Annotated in this window: 20 protein-coding genes and 1 pseudogene; 8 read left to right on the forward strand and 13 right to left on the reverse strand. The window is 71.9% G+C overall.

Features of this window, described 5'->3' with window-relative positions:
- Positions 1-4 precede the first annotated feature (4 nt).
- The 3 genes and pseudogenes from AB0M79_RS05460 to AB0M79_RS05470 all read left to right on the forward strand — a co-directional run bounded on the left by AB0M79_RS05460 (position 5) and on the right by AB0M79_RS05470 (position 2,009).
- Entirely contained in the window at positions 5-520 is a 516-nt protein-coding gene (locus tag AB0M79_RS05460) for an ArsR family transcriptional regulator (protein ID WP_357535796.1), read from the forward strand.
- Positions 517-1,209, forward strand: a pseudogene (locus tag AB0M79_RS05465) (serine hydrolase); the annotation flags it as partial. The gene AB0M79_RS05460 and the pseudogene AB0M79_RS05465, both read left to right, overlap by 4 nt.
- Positions 1,210-1,286: 77 nt before the next feature.
- The gene (locus AB0M79_RS05470; protein ID WP_364208860.1) at positions 1,287-2,009 is read left to right on the forward strand and encodes a serine hydrolase; all 723 of its coding nucleotides are present in this window, start codon (positions 1,287-1,289) and stop codon (positions 2,007-2,009) included.
- 13 nt (positions 2,010-2,022) lie between these two features.
- Here the strand turns inward: AB0M79_RS05470 and AB0M79_RS05475 are convergent, their stop codons facing one another.
- Positions 2,023-2,541, reverse strand: a complete 519-nt coding sequence (locus AB0M79_RS05475; RefSeq protein WP_364208038.1) for a hypothetical protein — start codon at positions 2,539-2,541, stop codon at positions 2,023-2,025.
- A gap of 130 nt (positions 2,542-2,671) precedes the next feature.
- Positions 2,672-3,511 carry a GNAT family N-acetyltransferase gene (locus AB0M79_RS05480; RefSeq protein ID WP_364208041.1) on the reverse strand — a complete coding sequence of 280 codons (840 nt, stop codon included), beginning with the start codon at positions 3,509-3,511 and terminating at the stop codon, positions 2,672-2,674.
- Positions 3,512-3,755: 244 nt separating this feature from the next.
- Between AB0M79_RS05480 and AB0M79_RS05485 the strand changes: the two genes are divergently transcribed.
- Positions 3,756-4,355: a PadR family transcriptional regulator gene (locus AB0M79_RS05485; RefSeq protein WP_364208044.1), complete on the forward strand. Its 600-nt coding sequence runs from the start codon at positions 3,756-3,758 to the stop codon at positions 4,353-4,355.
- A gap of 273 nt (positions 4,356-4,628) precedes the next feature.
- Here the strand turns inward: AB0M79_RS05485 and ispG are convergent, their stop codons facing one another.
- The 3 genes from ispG to dxr are packed head-to-tail and all read right to left on the reverse strand — an operon-like array spanning position 4,629 to position 8,258.
- The gene (gene ispG / locus AB0M79_RS05490) at positions 4,629-5,801 is read right to left on the reverse strand and encodes a flavodoxin-dependent (E)-4-hydroxy-3-methylbut-2-enyl-diphosphate synthase (protein WP_357535787.1); all 1,173 of its coding nucleotides are present in this window, start codon (positions 5,799-5,801) and stop codon (positions 4,629-4,631) included.
- A 7-nt stretch (positions 5,802-5,808) separates the two neighbouring features.
- Positions 5,809-7,047: a site-2 protease family protein gene (locus AB0M79_RS05495; protein WP_364208047.1), complete on the reverse strand. Its 1,239-nt coding sequence runs from the start codon at positions 7,045-7,047 to the stop codon at positions 5,809-5,811.
- A complete protein-coding gene (dxr, locus tag AB0M79_RS05500) occupies positions 7,047-8,258 on the reverse strand; it encodes a 1-deoxy-D-xylulose-5-phosphate reductoisomerase (RefSeq protein ID WP_364208050.1) in 1,212 nt (403 codons plus the stop codon). The genes AB0M79_RS05495 and dxr overlap by 1 nt, the downstream gene beginning before the upstream one ends.
- A 109-nt stretch (positions 8,259-8,367) precedes the next feature.
- Here dxr and AB0M79_RS05505 point away from each other — a divergent pair, with 109 nt between their 5' ends.
- The 3 genes from AB0M79_RS05505 to AB0M79_RS05515 all read left to right on the forward strand — a co-directional run bounded on the left by AB0M79_RS05505 (position 8,368) and on the right by AB0M79_RS05515 (position 11,703).
- Positions 8,368-9,273, forward strand: a complete 906-nt coding sequence (locus tag AB0M79_RS05505) for a YhjD/YihY/BrkB family envelope integrity protein (RefSeq protein WP_364208053.1) — start codon at positions 8,368-8,370, stop codon at positions 9,271-9,273.
- 65 nt (positions 9,274-9,338) lie between these two features.
- Positions 9,339-10,040: a TetR/AcrR family transcriptional regulator gene (locus AB0M79_RS05510; protein WP_364208056.1), complete on the forward strand. Its 702-nt coding sequence runs from the start codon at positions 9,339-9,341 to the stop codon at positions 10,038-10,040.
- A gap of 52 nt (positions 10,041-10,092) precedes the next feature.
- Positions 10,093-11,703 (forward strand): NAD(P)/FAD-dependent oxidoreductase, encoded by a 1,611-nt coding sequence (locus AB0M79_RS05515; RefSeq protein ID WP_364208059.1) that lies wholly within the window; start codon positions 10,093-10,095, stop codon positions 11,701-11,703.
- A gap of 381 nt (positions 11,704-12,084) precedes the next feature.
- Here AB0M79_RS05515 and AB0M79_RS05520 read toward each other — a convergent pair whose 3' ends face one another.
- On the reverse strand, positions 12,085-13,680 hold the full coding sequence (locus tag AB0M79_RS05520; RefSeq protein WP_364208062.1) for a Rieske 2Fe-2S domain-containing protein: 1,596 nt from the start codon (positions 13,678-13,680) through the stop codon (positions 12,085-12,087).
- Positions 13,681-13,853: 173 nt separating this feature from the next.
- On the opposite strand from AB0M79_RS05520, the gene AB0M79_RS05525 reads away from it, so the two are divergent.
- Positions 13,854-14,075, forward strand: a complete 222-nt coding sequence (locus tag AB0M79_RS05525; RefSeq protein WP_357535775.1) for a DUF2631 domain-containing protein — start codon at positions 13,854-13,856, stop codon at positions 14,073-14,075.
- A gap of 135 nt (positions 14,076-14,210) precedes the next feature.
- On the opposite strand, the gene AB0M79_RS05530 is transcribed toward AB0M79_RS05525, so the two are convergent.
- The 7 genes from AB0M79_RS05530 to rpsB all read right to left on the reverse strand — a co-directional run bounded on the left by AB0M79_RS05530 (position 14,211) and on the right by rpsB (position 21,395).
- Positions 14,211-15,398 (reverse strand): DivIVA domain-containing protein, encoded by a 1,188-nt coding sequence (locus AB0M79_RS05530; RefSeq protein ID WP_364208065.1) that lies wholly within the window; start codon positions 15,396-15,398, stop codon positions 14,211-14,213.
- Positions 15,399-15,541: 143 nt separating this feature from the next.
- Positions 15,542-16,738 carry a 23S rRNA (adenine(2503)-C(2))-methyltransferase RlmN gene (rlmN, locus tag AB0M79_RS05535; protein WP_364208068.1) on the reverse strand — a complete coding sequence of 399 codons (1,197 nt, stop codon included), beginning with the start codon at positions 16,736-16,738 and terminating at the stop codon, positions 15,542-15,544.
- Between the two features lie 69 nt (positions 16,739-16,807).
- Positions 16,808-18,031, reverse strand: a complete 1,224-nt coding sequence (locus tag AB0M79_RS05540; RefSeq protein ID WP_364208070.1) for a phosphatidate cytidylyltransferase — start codon at positions 18,029-18,031, stop codon at positions 16,808-16,810.
- Positions 18,031-18,588: a ribosome recycling factor gene (gene frr / locus AB0M79_RS05545; RefSeq protein ID WP_364208073.1), complete on the reverse strand. Its 558-nt coding sequence runs from the start codon at positions 18,586-18,588 to the stop codon at positions 18,031-18,033. The genes AB0M79_RS05540 and frr overlap by 1 nt, the downstream gene beginning before the upstream one ends.
- Before the next feature lie 44 nt (positions 18,589-18,632).
- The gene (gene pyrH / locus AB0M79_RS05550; protein WP_357535770.1) at positions 18,633-19,400 is read right to left on the reverse strand and encodes a UMP kinase; all 768 of its coding nucleotides are present in this window, start codon (positions 19,398-19,400) and stop codon (positions 18,633-18,635) included.
- Positions 19,401-19,583: 183 nt separating this feature from the next.
- The gene (gene tsf / locus AB0M79_RS05555) at positions 19,584-20,414 is read right to left on the reverse strand and encodes a translation elongation factor Ts (protein ID WP_364208076.1); all 831 of its coding nucleotides are present in this window, start codon (positions 20,412-20,414) and stop codon (positions 19,584-19,586) included.
- Positions 20,415-20,549: 135 nt separating this feature from the next.
- Positions 20,550-21,395 (reverse strand): 30S ribosomal protein S2, encoded by an 846-nt coding sequence (rpsB, locus tag AB0M79_RS05560; protein WP_364208079.1) that lies wholly within the window; start codon positions 21,393-21,395, stop codon positions 20,550-20,552.
- Positions 21,396-21,598: the final 203 nt, after the last annotated feature.

The following is a 21,598-nucleotide window of genomic DNA, read 5'->3' on the forward strand; positions in this document are numbered from 1 at the left end:
AGACATGTCGAAGGACGATCTCGCCGCCCGGGTGGCCGCCCTGGAGGAGGCGGTGGCCCGGCTGACCCGGCAGGCCACGCCGGAGCCGCGTACCGGCCCCACCGGCCCGGACACCTTCTGGGCGCTGGAAGGACTGCGCGACCGGCTGCCGCCGCAAGCCGAGGCCGGCGCCGTACTCTTCACCGGCACCGTCGACCTGCCCACCGGCGAGCACTACGAGTGGCAACTGGGCCGGCCGGTCGACGACCTGCTCGGCACCGACTGGTCCGAACACGCCGGCACCCTCGCCGCGCTCGGCCACCCGGTACGCCTGCTCCTGCTGCGCCAGGTGCTGCTCGGCTGCCGTACGACCGCCGAACTGGCCGAACAGGAAGGGCTCGGCACCACCGGTCAGCTCTACCACCACCTGCGCCAGCTCGTCGGCGCCGGCTGGCTGCGCCCGTCGTCGCGGGGCCACTACACGGTGCCGCCCGAGCGGGTGGTGCCGCTCCTCACGATCCTGACGGCGGCGACCCGATGAAGATCACCCGACCACTGGTCGCCGCCGCCCTGACCGGGCTGGTCGCGGCCGGGCTGGCGACCTTCGCCGCCCCCTCACCCGCCGGGCTGGCCGGCGACCGCACCGGCGACACCGGACCCGCCACCCGGGTCCGGGACGCTGTCGACGACCCCGCCGGCTACCGCGGCCTCGCCGTCGCCACCGTCGACGGCGGCCAGGTACGGGTCGCCGGGATCGGCGAACGCGGCACCGCCGGCGGCGACGTCGACGCCGGCACCCGGTTCGAGTCCGGCTCGCTCACCAAGGTCATGACCGGCATGCTCCTCGCCGACCTGGTCGCCGACGGCGTCGTGACGCCCGACGACACGCTGCGGCAACTGTTCCCCGGCCGCGCCTTCGAGGACCCGGCCGTCGGCGACGTCACCCTGGCCGAGCTGGCCGGTCACACCTCCGGGCTGCCCCGGCTGGCCCCCGCGCCCGGCGGGCCACTGAGCACCGTCGTCGCGGCGGTCCGCGGCACCGACCCGTACGCCGGGCAGGACGCCACCCACGTACTCGACGCGTTGTCCGGCACCCGGGTCCGCGACCACCGGGGTGAGGTGACGTACTCCAACTTCGGCATGGCGGTGCTCGGCCTGGCACTCGCCGAACGGGCCGGTACCGCCTACCCGGAGCTGCTGCGCCAGCGCCTGCTCGACCCGCTCGGCATGACCGCGACCGGTTTCGTCGGCGAAGGCGATCCGCTGCCGGCGGTGCCGCGACCGGCGGCACCGGTGCGGGTCGCCCCATGCGGGCGTGGCGGGCCGGCGGGCTGGCCGCCGCCGGCATCGGCATGTGGACGACCGCGCACGACCTGGCCCGGTTGCTGGCCGCGACGATGGCCGGAACCGCGCCGGGCGCCGACGCGACCACCCCCAGGTACGGCCCGGACGACGAGCGGATCGGGTACGGCTGGTTCACCACCCGGTACGACGACCGCGAGATCGTCTGGCACAACGGCGCGACCGGCGGCTTCAGCACGTACGTCGGGTTCGAGCGGTCGACCGGCCGGGGCGTGGTGCTGCTCGGCAACACCGACCGTGGTGTCGAGGCGGTCGGGCTGCGACTGCTCGGCGTCGACCGGCCGACCGACGGCCCGGACGCCAACTGGCTGCTGATCGCCGTCACCGTCGTACTGCTGGTCGGCGGCGGGCTCGGCCTGGTCGCGACGGCGACCGGCACCGGCAGCACCTGGCGGCCCGCACCGGACCGGCTCGGGCTGGCCGGCGGCATGCTGTCGGCGACGGCGTCGCTGGTGCTGGCGCACCGGGCGGGGGCGTGGCTCGACGTTCCGGCGGTGCTGTGGCCGGTGGCGGTCGGGTTCGCGGTCGCCGGCGTGGTGCTGGCGGTGTTCCGATGGCCGGGCCTGCCGGTGACCGGCCGGGGCACGCCGTGGGTGCGCTGGACCGGCGCGGCGATCGGCGCGGTCGTGAGCGGCGGGCTGATCCTCGCGGTGGCGATCCTGACCTGATCGCCGCTGTCCCCTACTTGGCCGCCTCCAGGGTCGGTGCCGGCTGGGCGGCCGGGCCGGGGGTGGCCGCCGACGTACCGAGCCGCTCGTAGAGCATCCCGCCCTGGTGGGCGAGGGCACCGACGACGGTGGGCACGATCGGCAGGATCCAGTCGGCGACGATGCCGCGGTGCGGCAGGTTGAGGATCAGCACCGCGGCGGCGGCGCCGCCGAACCCGTGCGCCAGGGCGCGCCAGACGGCGCGGCCGGTGTGGCCGACGGCGGCCCGCCGGGCGGCCCGGTCGCCGAGGTCGGGGAAGCCGGCCAGGGCGCGGGCGTCCCGGCGGCCGAAGTTGACCCCGGCCACCCCGCCGGCCACCGACGTGCCGACGACGGTCGCGGCCAGCAGGTCCCGGGCCAGCAGCAGGAGCAGCCCGAACGCCAGCGCTCCGAGCCCGAGGGCGACGGCGGCGCGGATCCACTCCCGCTTGTCGCCCGGATACCAGTAGTACTTGGTGGTGCCCTCGGAGACCTGCTTGACGATCCGCCCCATTTCGGCCCCTCACCTCGCTGACCGTAACCCGTTCCCTCAACGATCGTTACGAAGCGTAGGCATCAGCGGGATCACCCGGCTGGCAGCATACTGAAAATAGCTACCATTCTCCCAAATGACGGGAAACCGGTCAGAAGAGGACGGTTGCGAACGTGCCCACCGAACGGAAACCACACCGCTCGTACACCCGGCGGGCCGGCACGTTGTAGTCGTTGACGTAGAGGCTCACGGTCGGGGCGACCCGGCCCGTCGCGTCGCGCATTACCGCCGACATCGCCGCCGTCGCGATCCCCCGCCCCCGCCACTCCGGAGCGACCCAGACCCCCTGGATCTGCGCGGTGCGCCGGGTCACGACGGCCAACTCCGCCTTGAAGACCACCTCACCGTCGACGACCTTCACGTACGCCCGCCTGGCGCGTACCAGGTCGAGCACCCTGCGCCGGTAGCCGCGCCCGCCGTCGTCGACCAGCGGCGACGCGCCGACCTCCTCGGTGTACATCGCGACCGCCGCCGGGAAGAGCAGGTCCATCTCGTCGGAGCGGGCCAGCCGCACGTCGGGGTCGGGGCGCACCGGTGCCGGACCCTCCGCGGCCAGCAACGGCTGGTTCGGGCGTACGTCCCGCGCCGGTCCCCACCGGCTCTCCAGCCGCTCCCACAGGCCGAGCACCGCGTCGGCGCGGCCGACGATGGAGGAGCAGAGCCGTTCCTCGGAGCCGATCCGCTCGGCGAAGGCGGCGACCGCGGGTTTCGAGGCGAGAACCGGGGTCAGGTGGCCGCCGAGCCAGCACAGCGACTCCACCTGGCGGCGCGAGCCGTAGCCGAAGATCCGCCCGTCGGCCCGCCACCAGGAGAGGCCGTGCGCGGCGACCCGCTCGGCGACCTGGGCGGCGGCGAACGGGTCTAGGTCGAGGAGCCTCTCGACCGCACCGCGCTCGGTCTCCCCGAGCTGCCGTACGGGCACCATGAGCACGCTTACCAGCGTGCCAGATTCGCGGCGCCCAGGTGCGGTCAGCCGCCAACTCCCCACTCCCCCCTCGACGATCCCCGTGATCAGGGACCAAGTCGGGCGTGTTGCCGGCGTGTCGTGGTTCGAATCCCCTGATCACCGGGATCAAGAAGCCCGGCCTCGCGTGGTGGACGTCTCTGTCGTCTTGTCGGCGATAGTTTTCCGATATATCGTCGAGCCATCAACGACAGTCTGAGGGGAGACTGAAATGGGATTCCGACGCGATTTCCACGCGGCCCACGAGGGCCGGATGCGGGGCTTCCGGCCGTTCCCGCCCGGCGGCTTCGGCCCCGGGTTCGGCGCCGGCTTCGGCGCGGGACCGGGATTCGGTCCAGGACACGGTCACGGCCGGGGGCGCGGGCGGGGCCGGCGGCCCAACGTCCGCACCGCCGTGCTCGCCCTGCTCACCGAGCGGCCCATGCACGGTTACGAGATGATCCAGGAACTCGACCAGCGCACCGGCGGGGCATGGCGCCCGAGCCCCGGCTCGATCTATCCGACGCTGCAACTGCTGGAGGACGAGGGCCTGATCGTCGCCAGCACCGAGGAGTCCGGCGGCGGGCGCAAGCGGTTCGCGCTCACCGAGGCCGGACGGGAGGAAGCGGCCACCGCGGCCGAGGCTCCGCCGTGGGCGGAGTTCGAGGAGAGCGTCGGTAGCTGGCAGGACATCCGCGACGCCAGCATGCAGGCGATGCAGGCGCTGCGGCAGGTGATGACGACCGGCACCGACGACCAGCGGGCCCGCGCGGCCCAGGTGCTCGACGAGACCCGGCGCAAGCTCTACGCGATCCTCGCCGAGGAGAAGTGAGCACGGCTTCCGGGTTCCTCACCGCCCTGATCCCGGTGATCAGGGACTAGGGCGGGCGTGTCGTCGGCGTGCCGCGGTCACCAGCCCCTGATCACCGGGATCTCGCAGCCGCGGCCGACCATCGCCCACGGCGGTGGCGGCTGCCGGCCGTCGGCCACGGGTGGCGGCGGCTGCCGGCCGCGGCGGTGAGGGCGCCTGCCGGCACGGTGCCCGGCCCGGACAGCGGAACGGCCCGCCACCATCGGTGGCGGGCCGTCGGCGGATCCGCGTGGGTCAGTGGACCGTCACGGACGGGGCGCTGACCAGGTCACGCAGTTCTTCGGGAAGCTCGGCGCCCATCTCGTCGGCGAGCCGGATCGCCTCCTCGACCAGGGTCTCCACGATCTGCGACTCCGGCACGGTCTTGATCACCTGGCCCTTGACGAAGATCTGGCCCTTGCCGTTGCCGGAGGCCACCCCGAGGTCGGCCTCCCGGGCCTCCCCCGGCCCGTTGACGACACAGCCCATGACCGCCACCCGCAACGGCACCGGCAGCCCCTCGAGGGCGGCGGTGACCTGCTCGGCCAGGGTGTAGACGTCGACCTGGGCCCGGCCGCAGGACGGGCAGGAGACGATCTCCAGACCCCGCTCGCGCAGCCCGAGCGACTCCAGGATGGCGTTGCCGACCTTGATCTCCTCGACCGGCGGGGCGGACAGCGACACCCGGATCGTGTCCCCGATCCCCTCGGCCAGCAGGGCACCGAACGCCACCGCCGACTTGATCGTGCCCTGGAACGCCGGCCCGGCCTCGGTGACGCCCAGGTGCAGCGGGTAGTCACACTGCTCGGCGAGCTGCCGGTAGGCCCGCACCATCACGACCGGATCGTTGTGCTTGACGGAGATCTTGATGTCACGGAAGCCGTGCTCCTCGAAGAGCGAACACTCCCACAGCGCCGACTCGACCAACGCCTCGGCGGTGGCCTTGCCGTGCTTGGCGAGCAGACGCTTGTCGAGCGAGCCGGCGTTGACCCCGATCCGGATCGGGATGCCGGCCGCCGAGGCCGCCGCGGCGATCTCCTTGACCTTGTCGTCGAACTGCCGGATGTTGCCGGGATTGACGCGTACGGCCGCGCAGCCGGCGTCGATCGCGGCGAAGACGTACTTCGGCTGGAAGTGGATGTCGGCGATCACCGGGATCTGCGACTTCTTCGCGATGGCCGGCAGCGCCTCGACATCGTCCTGCGACGGCACGGCGACCCGGACGATCTGACATCCGGACGCCGTCAGCTCGGCGATCTGCTGGAGGGTGGAGTTGACGTCGGCGGTGAGCGTGGTGGTCATCGACTGGACCGACACCGGGGCGCCGCCTCCGACCGGCACCTGGCCGACCATGATCTGGCGGCTGTGTCGGCGCGGGGCGAGCGGCGGGGGCGGTACGGCGGGCATGCCGAGGCTGACTGCGGTCACTGGGTACTCACCTTGAGAAGAGCGTGATCGGATTTATCACGTCGGCGGTGACGGTCAGCAGCGTGAAGGCACCACCGACGAGGATCACCACGTATGTGACTGGCATGAGTTTGAAGTAGTCGACCCGCCCCGGATCCGGCTTGCCGAGCCGTGCGAAGAGCCACGAGCGGGCCCGCTCGAACCAGGCGATCGCGATGTGCCCGCCGTCGAGCGGCAGCAGGGGCAGCAGGTTGAAGACACCGACGAAGAAGTTCAGCGAGATGAAGAGCAGGACGAAGATCTCCCACGCGTCGTTCTCGACCGCCTCGCCGCCGAGCCGGCTGGCGCCGACGACGCTGATCGGGGTGTCCTGGTCGCGCTGGTCGCCGGTGATCGCCGCCCACAGCGCCGGGATCTTCTCCGGGATGCGCTGCATCGCCCGGACGGTGCCGACCGCCATGTCGCCGGTGTATTCGGCGGTGGCCCCGATCGCCTCGATCGGACCGTACGTGACCATCAGCGGAACCCCGGGGGGCGGCACCGGGCCGGCGACACCCAGCGCGGAGACGGTGACGGCGGCACCCTCGGGGTTGTCCAGCGGCGTCCGCTGCACGGCCGCGAGGTCGGCGGTCACCTGGCCCGCCACGCCGGCGCGCTCGTAGCCGATGGTGGCCTGACCGGGCGGCAGTCCGCGGACGACGTTGACCAGGTCGGTGTAGGTGGCGACCGGGGTGCCGTTGATCGAGGTGATCTTGTCGTCGTCCTGGAGGCCGGCCTGGCGGGCCGGGCCCGCCGGATCGCTCGGCAGGCACTCGCGCGACTCGTTGGCCACGACGACACAGTCAGTGATCTTCACGTGGGCGGGAAGCGGACCGGCGAGGGCCTTGTTGGGCAGTCCCATGAACATGGCGGCCAGCCACAGCGCGACGATCGCCAGCATGAAGTGCGTCGCCGAGCCGGCGCCCATCACGATGGTGCGCTTCCAGACCGGGTAGCGCCACATCACGCGGTGCTCGTCGCCCGGCTCGACGTCGTCGTCCTGCGGGGTCATCCCGACGATCTTGCAGAATCCGCCGAGCGGGATGGCCTTGAGTCCGTACTCGGTCTCACCGCGCCGGAACGAGAAGATGGTGGGGCCGAAGCCCACGAAGTAACGGCTGACCTTCATGCCGAACTTCTTGGCGGTGAGCATGTGCCCGGCCTCGTGCAAACTCACCGAGACAAGGATGGCCAGGGCAAACAGCACAACCCCGAGCAGGTACGCCATCAAGCTCCCTCCGCAGACGCCCCGATGATTTGCCGCGCCTGCGCCCGTGCCCAGGTCTCCGCGGCGAGCACGTCCTCGACGGTACCCGGTTCGGCGAAATCGGGGGCCGCCCCGAGCACCCGCTCGAGTGTGTCGACGATGCCGAGGAACGGTAGCCGACCGGCGACGAACGCGGCCACGCACTCCTCGTTGGCGGCGTTGTAGATCGCCGGGCGGCAGCGGCCGGCCTCGCCCGCCGCCTTCGCCAGCCGTACGGCCGGGAACGCCTCGTCGTCGAGCGGGGCGAATTCCCAGGTGTGCGCGGCGGTCCAGTCGACGGCGGCGGCCGCTCCCGGCACCCGGTCTGGCCAGCCCAGGGCCAGCGCGATCGGCAGTTTCATGTCCGGCGGACTGGCCTGGGCCAGGGTGGAGCCGTCGACGAACTCGACCATGGAGTGGATCACCGACTGCGGGTGGACCATCACCTCGATGTCGGCGTACGGCACGTCGTAGAGCTCGTGTGCCTCGACGACCTCCAGCGCCTTGTTGACCATGGTCGCCGAGTTGATCGTGACGACCTGCCCCATGTTCCAGGTCGGGTGGGCCATCGCCTGCTCGACGGTGACCCCGGTCAGCTCCTCGCGGCGCCGCCCGCGGAACGGGCCGCCGCTCGCGGTCAGCACCAGCCGGCGCACCTCTTCGCGGGAGCCGCCGCGCAGGCACTGCGCCAGGGCCGAGTGCTCGGAGTCGACCGGCACGATCTGCCCGGGGCGGGCCAGCGCGGCTTTCACGAGCGGGCCGCCGGCGACCAGCGACTCCTTGTTGGCCAGGGCGAGGGTCCGCCCGGCGCGCAGGGCCGCCAGGGTCGGCGCGAGCCCGAGCGAGCCGACGACCGCGTTGAGCACGATGTCGGCCGGCAGCTCGGCCAGCTCGGCCATCGCCGACGGGCCGGCCACGATCTTCGGGATCTTGAAGCCGCCGGCGGGGTAGTCGCGCCGGGCCGCCTCGGCGTAGAACGCCAACTGCAGGTCCTGGGCGGCGGACGCCTTGGCCACGCCCACCACCTCGACGCCGAGTTCCAGCGCCTGGGCGGCGAGCAGGGCGACGTTGCCGCCGCCCGCGCCGAGCCCGACGACCCGGAACCGGTCGGGTGCGTGGCGGACGATGTCGATGGCCTGCGTGCCGACCGAGCCGGTCGAGCCGAGCAGGACGATGTCGCGGGGTGAACTCACGCCGCCCATTGTGGCCGAGCGGGATTGGGAGCCGGTGGGGAGCCGCCCTCGATCAAGGGCCGGCCAGCGTACGGGCGTGCGGACGGCCGGGTCGGGGAATGAAGGAGTGATGGAATCCGGCTGGAGGTGGCCGCGCCGGTTGGCCCGCGCGGCGTTGCGGCCGGTCCGGGGCCGGGACCTGGCACTGCACGCGGCGGCGATCACGTTCTACGGCGCGGTGGCGGTGGTGCCGGTGGCCCTGCTGGCGGTCTGGGCGACCGGCCTGGTCGCCGGCGCCGACCGGGTACGACGGCTGGCCGGTCACGCGATCGAGACCCTGCCCGACCAGATCGGCGCCGACCGGGCCGCCGCCGCGCTGATCGACGCCGGGCTGGGGCTGACTCCCCTGTTCGCACTGGCCGCCCTCCTGCCGGCGTCGCTGTACGGCGAAGGGCTGCGTCGGGCGTTCGGGTCCGTCGCCCGCCCGGCGCCACCGGCCGGGCGGCTGATCGGCTGGCGTGGCCGGTTGCTGCTGTTGCCGGTCCTGGCCGCCGCGCCGGCGCTGCTGTTGTCGGTGCTGCTGACACTGCCACTGACCACCGGGCTGGTCGGCGAGGGCGGCTGGGCCGGCGTACTCGGGGTGGTGCTGTCCTTCCTCGCCGTCTGGCTGGGGCTGACGCCGGTGCTGGTCTGGGTGTTCCGGGTGGTCGGGCCGGCCCGGCCGGACTGGGCGTCGACCGCCGTCGTCGGCTCGTTCACCGCGGCCAACCTGTCCGGCTTCCTGCACGGGTTCGTCCTCTTCTGCTCGCTGCCGCTGGATCTCGGCGTACCGTTCGGCGGCTTCGACGGGATCGGCGCGGTCGTCGCGGTGCTGTTGTGGCTGTACCTCTTCCACGTGATCGTGCTCACCGGCTATTCGGCGACGCTGGCGGGCAGCGCCTGGTGGGTCCGGCGGGCCACCGGTGGCGCCGACCGCCTCACCGCGCCGGTGGTTCCGGCCGGCCGGAACCGGGATCGGGAACGGATAGTCTGTTAGAGCCGGTTAGCGCAGTGAACAGCGTTCATCCGGCGACGCGGCCCGTGGCGACGAGGAGGTGGCGGTTGACGACGGCACCGACGCGACGCGAACGCCTTCGTACGGCGACCGTCACCGAGATCAAGGAGGGGGCCCGCCGACTGCTGAGGGCCGGCGGGCCACCGGCGATCTCGCTGCGGGCCATCGCCCGCGACATGGGCATGACCGCCCCGGCGATCTACCGCTACTTCCCCAGCCTCGACGCGCTCACCGCCGCCCTCGCCGGCGACCTGTACGACGAGGTGCGTACGACCGTCGAGGCCGCCCGGGACGCCGCCGGGGCGGACCCGCTCGCGCAACTGCTGGACATGGCTCGGGCGTTCCGGCGCTGGGCGGTGACCCACCCGGACGAGTTCACCCTGATCATGGGCCAACCCGCCGGTGGGACCGGAGCGTCCGAGGCGGCCTGCGCCGACGCCGGGCACCCGGGCGCCCGGCTCGGCGCCACGTTCCTGCGGCAGCTGACGGTGCTGTGGGAAGGCGCCCCGTTCGGCGCGCCGGCCGGAGAGGCGCTGGAGCGGTCGCTCGCGCCGCTGCGCAGCCGGCACGGCGAGGTGCCGGTGGAGGTCGGATACCTGTTCCTCGCCGCCTGGACCCGCCTCTACGGCCTGGTCGCGATGGAGGTGTTCGACCACCTGGGGTGGGCCGTCACCGATCCCGAACCCCTCTTCGAGGCCGAACTGGCCAGCCTGGCCGAGCAGCTCCGCTCCCCCACCAAGATCCCTTGATCGCATAGCCGGGCATCGCAGTGAGACGGCCCGCGCCGTTACGCTGCCGGGCATGAATGAGCGGTCGAGCGCCCAACTGCCCTCCCGTGCCGACGTGGTCGTCGTCGGCGCCGGCCACAACGGTCTGGTCTCCGCCGTCCTGCTGGCCCGCGCCGGCCTCGACGTGGTGGTGCTGGAGGCCGCGCAGGCCGTCGGCGGAGCCGCCCGCACCGAGCGGCCGTTCGCCAAGGTCCCCGGCCTCGGCCACTCCACCGGTTCCTACCTGCTCGGCCTCATGCCGCCGGAGCTGATCACCGAACTCGGTGTCGAGATCCCGGTCCTGCGCCGCGATCCGCACTATTTCCTGCCGACGCCGGGCGGCGCCGGCTCGCCCTACCTGCTGTTCGGATCCGACCGGGCGGCGACCCGCGAGCAGATGGCGGCCTTCTTCTCGCCCGCCGACATCGCCGCCGACGACGCGATGCAGGCCGAGTTGGCGGCCCTGCGCGAGGATCTCGCACCGGCCTGGCTGGCCGAGCCGTCCGCCGTCGAGGAGACCGCGCAGCGATACGTCCGGCCGGCGCTGCGGCAGGTCTTCGTCGACCTCGTACGCGGCTCGGTCGCCGACTACCTGGCCCGGTTCGAGTTCCGCTCCGAACTGCTGGTCGCCATGTACGCGGTGACGGATGGCCTCTCCGGCCTCAACGCCGGTCCCGACGATCCCGGCACCGGGCACAACTTCCTGGTGCACAACATGTGCCGGCTGCCGGGGGCCGACGGCACGTGGATGATCGCCCGGGGCGGGATGGGCACGGTGTCGCGCACCTTCGCCGACGCGGCCCGCGCCGCCGGGGCACAGATCTTCACCGGCACGCCGGTCAGGTCGGTCACCGTCGATGGCGGCGCGGCCAGCGGTGTGGTGCTGGCCGACGGCCGTACGGTCGGCGCGCGGGTGGTGCTCGGCGCCTGCGATCCCTACCGGCTGATCGACCTGGTGCCCGACAACGCGCTGCCGGCCGAACTGACCGCCCGGATGGCGGCGGCCCGGCGACCGGGCAGCACATTGAAGATCAATCTCGCGCTCTCCGGGCTGCCGCGGTTCGCCTGCCTGCCGGACGACGCGCCCAGCCCTTTCGGCTCGACGATCCACCTGCTGCCCGGTTCGGCGTCGCTGGTCGGTGACGGGGCGGGCGAGTCGCCGATGGCGGCGCTGCGCGCCATGTGGGCCGACGTGCAGGCCGGCCGCCTGCCCGAGGAGCCGACGATGGAGTGGTACCTGCACACCACGGTCGACCCCTCGTTGCAGGACCCCGCCGGCCACCACTCGTCGGCGCTGTTCGTGCAGTCGGTGCCGTACGAGCTTGCCGACGGGACCTGGGCCGACGCCCTGCCGTCCTACGTGGACAAGCTGCTCGCGGTCTGTGAACGCTACGCCCCCGGCACCGGTGAACTGGTCGCCGACATGATGCCGCTGACGCCGCCCGGCATCGAGGAGCACTTCGGCATCACCGGCGGACACATCCACCACGTCGACAACACGGTGTCGTTCACCGACCGGATGCCTTACGCGACCGGGCTGGACGGCCTCTACGCCGGCAGCGCCGGCTGCCATCCGGCCGGCAGCGTCATCGGAGCGGCCGGCCACAACGCGGCGAAGCGGATCCTCGCCGACCTGGCCACCTGAGCGCACGCTGGCCACCTGAACGCACGGCAGCCGGCGGGCAGCGGGCAGCGGGCGAGTCTCGGGCGTGTCGCTACCGAAGATCCCTGATCACCCCAGGTCGGACCGGAAATCGGCCCGACCTGGCGGCCAACCGGTTGACAAACCCCTGTTAGTGCCCGCAACTCCGGACACACTGCGTTGAATGGGCAAAAGCGCCGAGTTCAGGCCGACCCCGAACTCGCGCGAAGCCGGAGAGAGTGGCCTCCCCGCACCGGACGGCCACTCTCTCCGTTTCGCTCTCTCCACCTGGTCACGTGCCGGCCGGCGCGCAGTTCCGCTCCACGCGGTCGCGCCGGCTGGCGCGCACGGCACCCGCCGTCAAGAGGCGGACGCGGTGACGAGTCAGCCGGCCGCCGGGTCGGCGGGAGCCGGTTCTGCCTCGGCTGGTGCCGGCGTCCCGGCGCGGCGGGCCCGGACCTCGTGGCCGACGCTGGTCAGACAGCGCCCGCTGGGCAGGTCGAACCGCCAGCCGTGGAGCTGGCAGGTCAACTGGTTGCCCTCCACGATCCCGAACCGGGTCAGGTCCGCCTTCAGGTGCGGGCAGCGACGCTGCACGATCCAGTCGCCCAGCTTGATGTCCTCGGCGTCCGGCTTCTGTTCGGCATACCAGCCCTCGGCGTACTGGAGGCGCTCCTCCGACAGGCACTTGAAGAACGCGTAGACGAACTCGTTGTACTGCCCGATCCGGGCGGCGGAGAACCGGCAGGACAGGAACAGCGAGTTGACCCAGTCGACCTCGCCGGAGTGCAGCAGTTGCTCGATCAGGGCGCGCTCGGTGCGGAATCGGTAGCGGACCTTCTCGTCGGCGTACGGGCGAACCTGCTTGCCCGGGAAGTCCACGACGACCGACTCGATCGACTCGCCGTCGTAGCCGACCAGGTCGAACCGGACCGGGCCACCGACGCCCTTGGCGAGGTAGACCGACTCCTCGAGCAGCGGCTCGATCCGCCGCTTCATCTCCTTGAGCACGTCGACCTCGGGGTGCCGCCAGGACTGCTTCGCCGCCTCGATCACCGGCCGCTGCCGCTCCTGGTATTCGCGCAGGTGCTGTTCCTTGTTGGCGAAGAACTCGTCGAGGTCCGCCACCGGGTGCTCGGTGCGCGCCCCACCGTCGGCGGTCAGCTCGGTGACCGTGCCGGGCAGCAGCACGATCGCGTTGCTGCCGCCGACCTTGGCGTATTCGCGCAGGAAGTCGGACTGGTCGGGGAAGATGTTGCCCTCGTCGCCGTGGATGTCGTTGAACTGCCACAACTCGTCGTCGAGGAAGCACGGCGGACCGGCGATCGGGAAGACGTGCGACGCCTTCAGGTCGTCGATGTAGCGCCAGGTGCGGTCGTACTGCCGCTCCCGCTTCTGCTTGCCGAACGCGGTCTTGGCCGCGTTCGGCAGCTCGTAGACCATCGGGTACCAGATAGCGCCGGAGAACTGGAGCAGGTGCGCGTGCACATGTCCGAGTTCGGCGAACATGGTCAGGTCGGTCGGGCGGGCGTCGTTCTGGTTGAGCAGCCGGACGCCGTCGTACTCGACCCACAGCGACGAGTCCCCGATGGGACCGTCGGTGGGCGACGTCAGCGCCTGGATCAGCACCTTGAGGCCGCCGCCGAGTTCGGTCACCTCGTTGGTCTTGGTCCGGATGAACCGGGTGAAACCCACCTCGCGCAGCTCGTCCTCGAGTTCCGTGGTCGGATACTCCGGCAGCAGCACCGTCGCCTTCTTCGAGATGAAGCGGCGCAGGTGCGCCGCGTCGAAGTGGTCACGGTGGAGATGCGAAACGTAGAGGTAGTCGACGTCGCCGAGCGTCTCCCAGTCGAGTTGGGAGTTGTCCGGGAAGGGAAACCAGGAGGCGAAGTAGGCCGGGTTGACCCACGGGTCGCACAGGATGCTGCCCGCGGCCGTGTCGATCCGCATGCTGGCGTGCCCCGTACCGGTCACTCGCACCGCACAGACCTCCTAGATCAAGACCATCAAGGTGTACGGCAAAACGCTACCGGAGCCGACGGTGCCGCGGTTCGCCGACGCCACCGAACGGGTCGTACGGCCCACTGGCGGCGGGCCGGGTGGCCCGTGCCAGACTCTTACCCAGATCGCATCACCTGGGAAAGGACCTCACCGTGGCGGGAAGCGAGCCGGTAACCTCACCCGACCAGCGCAAGCCGGGCCACCGCAAGGCGGGCCAGATCGGTGCGGTGGTGTCCGCACTGCTTCTGCTGTCGATGGTCATCGGTAACCACGAGGGCCGCGTCGAGGACATCTGGCTGGTCGGCCTCGCCGCGCTGCTGCTGCTCATCGTCGTCGGCGACATCGTGCTGCGCCGCAACGGCCTGCGTAACTGACACCGGCCGCTCCGCGCCGCGACCACCCTCGCGGCACCAGCCGTCGGCCCGTGCCGGGTCGCGGCACCAGACCGGCCCCGGAACACACAGGGCCCGTTCCGGTACGTACCGGAACGGGCCCTTCGTGCGTGCGGCTCAGTGCCGGCGCAGGATGTCCTGGACCTCCTTGAGTGCCGCCTCGACCTCGGCCTCGAAGTAGCCGCCCGGCACCAACTCGAACCGGGTGTTGTCCAGGGCGGCCGGGTCGACCGGCATCGGGCCACGGCCGGACATCGCCATGAGGATCCCGTCGAAGAGCCGGTCGACCTGCACCGGGTCGTATCCGCTGCCGAAGCGGCGAACCTGGAAGGTACGCCGGATCTCGTCGACCCGCTGCGCGTCGCCACCGGCGGGCGGCGGGCCGCCGAACGGCGGCCGGTCCAGCGGCGGCGGACCGTCGAACTGGGGCCGGTCCAGCGGCGGCGGACCGTCGAACTGGGGCCGGTCGTAGGGCGGCCGGTCCAGCGGCGGGCGGTCGACCGGCGGGCCGTCGAACGGCGCGCGGGCCACCGGTGGGCGATCGTAGGGGGGCCGGTCCGGCGGCGGGCCGGCCGGTCCGGTACGCGGGCCGGCGGCGCGCGGGTCACGGTCGGGCATCCGGATCTCGGCGGTCATGTCCATGCGGCCGTGCCGGCCGGGCTCGAAACCGTCGAACCGGTCATCGGGCTCGTCGAACCGGCGCGGGCCGGCACCCGGCGGAGGACCCGCCGGGCCGGGCGGGCCGTCGTAGCCGCGGGGGCCGTCGTAGCCACCGCCGAACGACCCGGTGGGCTCGTCGTAGCGACCGTAGGGGTCGCCGGGCGGCGGGCCGGCCGGTGCCGGCATCGCGCGGGGCGGCGGGGCGGAACCGACCGGAGGCATCCGGTCGGGTCCGGGCGGACCCATCCGGTCCGGCGGCCCCATCCGGTCGGGCGGGCCGAGACGGTCCGGCGGACCCATCCGGTCCGGCGGACCCATCCGGTCGGGGGCCTTACGGTCGGGCGGGCCGCCACGGTCGAACCGCTCGACGGCGCGGGGCTCCGGCGCGTGGGCCGGGCCGCCGCGCTCCTCGAACTCGGCGAGCTGCCGCTCCACCCGGTCGAGGTGCAGGTCCACCTGCCACTCGTCGTAGCCGCCGAACCGGACCCGGAAGACCACGTCGTGGACCTCCTGCGAGGCGACCGGCGAGCCCACCGGCTCACCGGCGAGCGTGGCCTCGACCCGGTCGAGGAAGGTGTCCACCTCGTCGACCTTGTAACCCCGACGGAGCGCCTTACGCCGGAAACGCTGACCCTGACTCGCCACTATGTCTCCTGGTTCGCTCGCTCGTCACGCCTGGTCACCCGGCAACCGGCCGGCGGGCCCGGGCCGGCCCGCACGCCAACTGTGCCATTCTGACGCCCATCCGCCGCGCCGGCAGCGGTCGTGGGTCCGCCCGTTCCGCCCGCTCACCGGTCCACCTCGGCGGCGGCGAGCTGCCCGCAGGCGCCGTCGATCTCCTGGCCACGGGTGTCGCGTACGGTCGTCGAGACGCCCGCCTGGCGCAGGCGGCGGACGAACTCCCGCTCCACCGGCTTGGGGCTGGCGTCCCAGCGGCTGCCCGGGGTCGGGTTGAGTGGGATGAGGTTCACGTGGGCCAGCCGCCCAGCCAGCAGCCGGCCAAGGAGGTCGGCTCGCCACGGCTGGTCGTTCACCTCTTTGATCATCGCGTATTCGATCGATACCCGGCGCCCCGTCCGGTCGGCGTAGGCCCACGCCGCGTCGAGCACCTCGGCGACCTTCCAGCGCTGGTTGACCGGCACGAGTTCGTCGCGCAGCTCATCATCGGGCGCGTGCAGCGACAGCGCAAGGGTGACCGAGAGGTCTTCGTCGGCCAGCCGGCGCATCGCCGGGACCAGCCCGACGGTGGAGACGGTGATGTGCCGCTGGGACAGCCCGAGCCCCTCCGGTGCCGGTGCACAGAGCCGGCGTACGGCCGCCACGACCCGGGCGTAGTTGGCCAGCGGCTCCCCCATGCCCATGAACACCACGTGCGACAACCGGGGTGGGGCGCCGGCTACCACACCGGAGGCGGCGACACCGGCGAGGTAGACGGCCTGGTCGACGATCTCGGCCGTCGAGAGGTTACGGGTCAGCCCGGCCTGCCCGGTGGCGCAGAACGGGCACGCCATCCCGCAGCCCGCCTGGCTGGAGATGCAGACCGTGACCCGGTCGGAATAACCCATGAGCACGCTTTCCACGAGCGCTCCGTCGTGCAGCCGCCACAGGGCCTTGCGGGTGGCCCCGTCGTCACAGGCCATCTCGCGTACGGGGGTGAGCAGGGTGGGCAGCAGCTCCGCCGCCAGCCGGTCCCGGGCGGCGGCCGGCAGGTCGGTCATCAGGGCCGGGTCGCGGACCAGCCGGCCGAAGTAGTGCGTCGACATCTGCCGGGCCCGGAAGGCGGGCTCGCCGAGTTCGGTGACGAGTGCCCGCCGGCCGGCGAGGTCGAGGTCGGCGAGGTGCCGGGGCGGCATCGAGGCCCGGCGGGCGGCACCGGGAGCCGGGCCGGGCGTGCCGGCGGGGCCGGCCGGGTCGGCGAAACCGGCGGGGCTGGTCGTGCCGGCAGTGCCGGTGGGGCTGATCGGGATCACTGGCAGGCTATTCATGGCCTGTCCAGTGTCCCACGCGCCGGCCGGACCACCCGGCCCCGAGGACCCCCAAACGTGCACCATCCCTCAGCCGGGTGGGGCGAACAGCGTCAGGAGGAAGTAGGCGGTCGGCACCGCGAAGAGGACCGAGTCGAGCCGGTCCATCAGACCGCCGTGCCCGGGCAGTAGGTTACTCATGTCCTTTATGTTGAGATCGCGTTTGATCATCGACTCGGCCAGGTCGCCGAGGACCGCGGCCACCGAGACCGCCACCCCGAAGACCGCTCCCCACCAGGGCGCTACATCGAGCAGGAAGTAGAGCAGCAGAGCGCTGCCGACGGCCGCGGCGGTCACCGAGCCGCCGAACCCCTCCCAGGACTTCTTCGGGCTGATCGACGGGGCCATCGGATGCCGGCCGAGGAGGACACCGACGGCGTAACCGCCGGTGTCGGACAGGACCACGGCCGCGAGGATGACGAAGATCCGCCAGTCACCGTCCGGCATGGCGGCCATCAGCGCGGCGAACCCGCCGAGGAACGGCACGTAGACCGCGATGAGCACGGAGGCGGTCAGGTCGCGCCGGTAGCCGGCCCACCCGTCGCCGATCCGCCACACGAGAGCGGCGAGCACCGTGACCACGAGCCCGAGAAGAAGCCCGTCCGGACCGACCTGCCAGGCCAGACCGGTCATGAGTACGCCGCCGGCGAGCAGCGGAACCATCGGTGGACGGGCGTCGACGGCGCGTACCGCGCGGGTCATCTCCCAGATTCCGACGCTGAACGCCAGCGCGATCACGACCAGGAACGCCGGCCGGTAGGCGAACAGGGTGCCGACGAGCACCGCGCCGAGGGTGACGCCGACCCCGATCGCGGCGGGCAGGTTGCGGCCGGCCCGACTCGGCGGTTTCGGCCCGGCGGCCGTACCCGCGCGGCCGGCCCGGCGCTTCCCCGGCTGCCGTCGACGCGGCGGTTCCGACGGTTCCGGCGGCTGCACCACCGGGTATGCGGCCGTCTGCGCGTCGGCGTCCACCATCGGGTAGGCGGCCGTCTGCTCGTCCACCACCGGCTCGGGATCGTCACCGGCACCCGGCGGGTACGCGGGGACGGCACCGTTCGTGTACCCGCCATGCCCACCGGGCGGCCGACCCGGTACGGCGTACCCGTTGCCGTTACGCGGCGGCCAGTCGTCGGGGCTGGGCGACGGGTTGGCGTCGGGGCGCGAGTGCCGGGCGTAGGGATCGGGCGCGGCACCGGTGTGCCGCGCCCGATGTGCGTCGGTGCCCGATCCGGGATGAGGGTCGAGGTAGGACATCAGACCTCGAGCAGCTCGGTTTCCTTGTGCTTGACCAGCTCGTCGACGTGTGTCACGTAGCGGTGGGTGAGGTCGTCGAGTTCCTTCTCGGCACGGCGTCCATCGTCCTCGCCGGCCTCGCCGTCCTTGACGATGCGGTCCAGCTCTTCCTTCGCCTTGCGCCGCACGTTGCGGATCGCGACCTTGGCTTCCTCGCCCTTGTTGCGGGCCACCTTGATCATGTCGCGGCGCCGCTCCTCGGTCATCTGCGGCAGCAGGATCCGGAGCTGGTTGCCCTCGTTGTTGGGGTTGACCCCCAGGTCGGAGTCGCGGATCGCCTTCTCCATCGCCTGGAGTTGCGACGCGTCGTACGGCTTGATGATGGCCATCCGGGGCTCGGGCACACCCACCGACGCCATCTGGGTCAGCGGCGTGGGGGTGCCGTAGTAGTCGATGATGACCTTGGAGAACATCGCCGGGCTGGCCCGCCCCGTCCGGATCGCGCCGAACTCCTCTTTGGCGTGTTCGACCGCGCGGTCCATCTTCTCTTCGGCCTCGAGGAGCGTGTCGTCGATCACCTGCTCCGTCGCCTCCTTCTCTTGCTCGTAGGTCGTCGGACGGCCTAGGCCGTGATCAGGGTCCCGATCCGCTCGCCACCGACCGCCCGGATGATGGTGTCCTCGCCCTCCGCGCCGAACACCAGCATCGGCAGGCCATTGTCCATGCAGAGGCTGAACGCCGCGGCGTCAGCGACCCGCAGGCCGCGGCTCAGCGCCTCGGCGAACGTGACGGTGTCGAGTCGGCGGGCATCGGGATCGGTGCGCGGGTCGGCGGTGTAGACGGCGTCCACACCGTTCTTGCTCATCAGCACCACGTCGGCACGGATCTCCAGCGCCCGCTGGGCAGCGACCGTGTCGGTAGAGAAATAGGGCATTCCGGCGCCGGCACCGAAGATGACCACACGGCCCTTCTCCAGGTGACGGATCGCCCGCAACGGGATGTAGGGCTCGGCGACCTGGGCCATCGTGATCGCGGTCTGTACCCGCGTCTCGATGCCCTCCTTCTCGAGAAAGTCCTGCAGCGCGAGGCAGTTCATGACGGTGCCGAGCATGCCCATGTAGTCGGCCCGGGCGCGGTCCATGCCACGCTTCTGCAACTCCGCGCCGCGGAAGAAGTTGCCGCCGCCGATCACCACGGAGACCTGCACCCCACGCCGGACGACGGTGGCGATCTGCCGGGCGACGGCCTGTACGACGTCGGGAGCGACGCCGACCTCCCCGCCGCCGAAGACCTCGCCGGACAACTTCAGGACGACCCGTCGGGACCGGCCGGGGGGTGGTGCGGTGGGATCGTCCTGCACAGCGGTCTGCTCATTCACGGTCTGCGTCATCCGACCCGCCTCTCATGCGCGGGGCAAGCCCGCCGCGCGGTGGCACCGGAGGGTGCCGCCGCCCACCTTATGGGACGAGGAGGCCGCGGTGCCTATCACGTACACCAGCGGCCTCCTCGGATTGTCTATACCCACGCGGCCGTCCCGCCCGCGAGGGCGGGAGAACCGCACGGTCGGGCTCGGTCAGGCCTGGCCGACCTCGAACCGGACGAACCGCGTCACGTCGATGCCGGCCTCGCCGATGACCTGCTTGACCGACTTCTTGTTGTCGGTGACAGACGCCTGCTCCAGCAGGACGAAGTCCTTGAAGAAGGCGTTGACGCGACCCTCAATGATCTTGGAGATGGCAGCCTCGGGCTTGCCCTCCTCGCGGGCGCTCTGCTCGGCGATGCGCCGCTCGGACTCGACCGTCTCGGCCGGCACCTCGTCACGGGTGAGGAACTTCGGCCGCATCGCGGCGATCTGCATCGCCACGGCACGGGCGTCGGCGTCGCCCGCCTCGTCGGCCTTGCCGGCGTATTCGACCAGCACGCCGACCTGCGGCGGCAGGTCCTGCGCCTTGCGGTGCAGGTAGACGGCGACCGTGCCGTCGACCTTGGCGAAGCGGTTCAGCACGAGCTTCTCGCCGATCTTGGCCGACTGCTCGAGCACGGTGTCGGCGACGGTACGGCCGTCCGGCAGCGTCGACGCCAGCAGCGCCTCGGCGTCGGCGACGCCGGCCTGCTCGCCGTGCTCGACCAACTGCTGGGCCAGCGCGATGAAGTCGGCGTTCTTGGCGACGAAGTCGGTCTCGCAGTTGAGTTCGAGCAGCGCCTTGCCGGAGTGGGCCACGAGGCCGTTCGCGGCGGTGCGACCCGCACGCTTGTCGACGTCCTTGGCACCCTTGATCCGCAGGAGCTCGACAGCCTTGTCGAAGTCGCCCTCGGTCTCCGTGAGCGCCTTCTTGCAGTCCATCATGCCGGCGCCGGTGAGGTCGCGGAGCTTCTTGACGTCCGCGGCGGTGAAGTTGGACATGACTCTCTCTTCGATGTTTGAGGCTGTGGGTGGGGTGGTCAGTTGGGGATTACCCAATCCGGGGCGCACCGTGCCCTCGTACCCGATCGGGCGGGCCGGCCGCGGGTCCACGTCCGGCCCGGCCCGATGGTGAGGTCACTCGGCGGCAGCCGCCGCGGGCTCGGCAGCCTTCTGCTCTTCGTCGGCCTTCTTCTCCGGCGTCTCCAGCAGCTCGCGCTCCCACTCGGCCAGCGGCTCGTCGGCCGCGACCACACCCGGCTCGGGCTTCTCGTCGGTGCCGCGCTGCCGTCCGGAGCGGGCGATCAGGCCGTCGGCGACCGCCGCGGCGATGACCTTGGTGAGCAGTTCGGCGGAGCGGATCGCGTCGTCGTTGCCCGGAATCGGGAAATCGACCTCGTCGGGGTCACAGTTCGTGTCGAGCACGGCGATCACCGGGATGCCCAGCTTGCGGGCCTCGTCAACGGCGATGTGCTCCTTCTTGGTGTCGACGACCCAGATCGCGGCCGGCACCTTCTGCATGTCACGCAGACCACCCAGGGTGCGGGTGAGCTTGATCTTCTCGCGGGAGAGCTGGAGCGTCTCCTTCTTGGTGTAGCCCTGCGCGGTGCCGCTGAGGTCGCCGATCGCCTCCAGCTCCTTCATCCGCTGGAGCCGCTTGTAGACCGTCTGGAAGTTGGTCAGCATGCCGCCCAGCCAGCGGTGGTTGACGTAGGGCTGGCCCACCCGGGTCGCCTGCTCGGCGATGGCCTCCTGCGCCTGCTTCTTGGTGCCGACGAAGAGGATGCTGCCGCCCTCGGCGACGGTGCCACGCACGAACTCGTACGCCTTCTCGATGTAGTCGAGGGTCTGGCGCAGGTCGATGATGTAGATGCCGTTACGCTCGGTGAAGATGAAGCGCTTCATCTTCGGGTTCCAGCGCCGGGTCTGGTGCCCGAAGTGGACGCCGCTCTCCAGCAGCTGACGCATGGTCACTACGGCCATGGTGGGGTGCTCCTTCTATGGTCCCTGGTTGTCACGCCCGGCCGGCCGGCCGGGCATCCTGGCACCTGGTCGTCGGCCATGGCGGACCCGAACGGAGTCGGGACCAGGGGGCCGTCGCCCCACGGATGACCGCGGGGAGGGCGCGCGAGGTCGACCGCATGGCGGTCGCCAGTCGATAAGTGTACGCCCTGACGTGGCCGCTC

Origin of the sequence: Polymorphospora sp. NPDC051019 (genome assembly GCF_040683055.1) — a bacterium.
Taxonomy (GTDB): Bacteria; Actinomycetota; Actinomycetes; order Mycobacteriales; family Micromonosporaceae; genus Polymorphospora; species Polymorphospora lycopeni.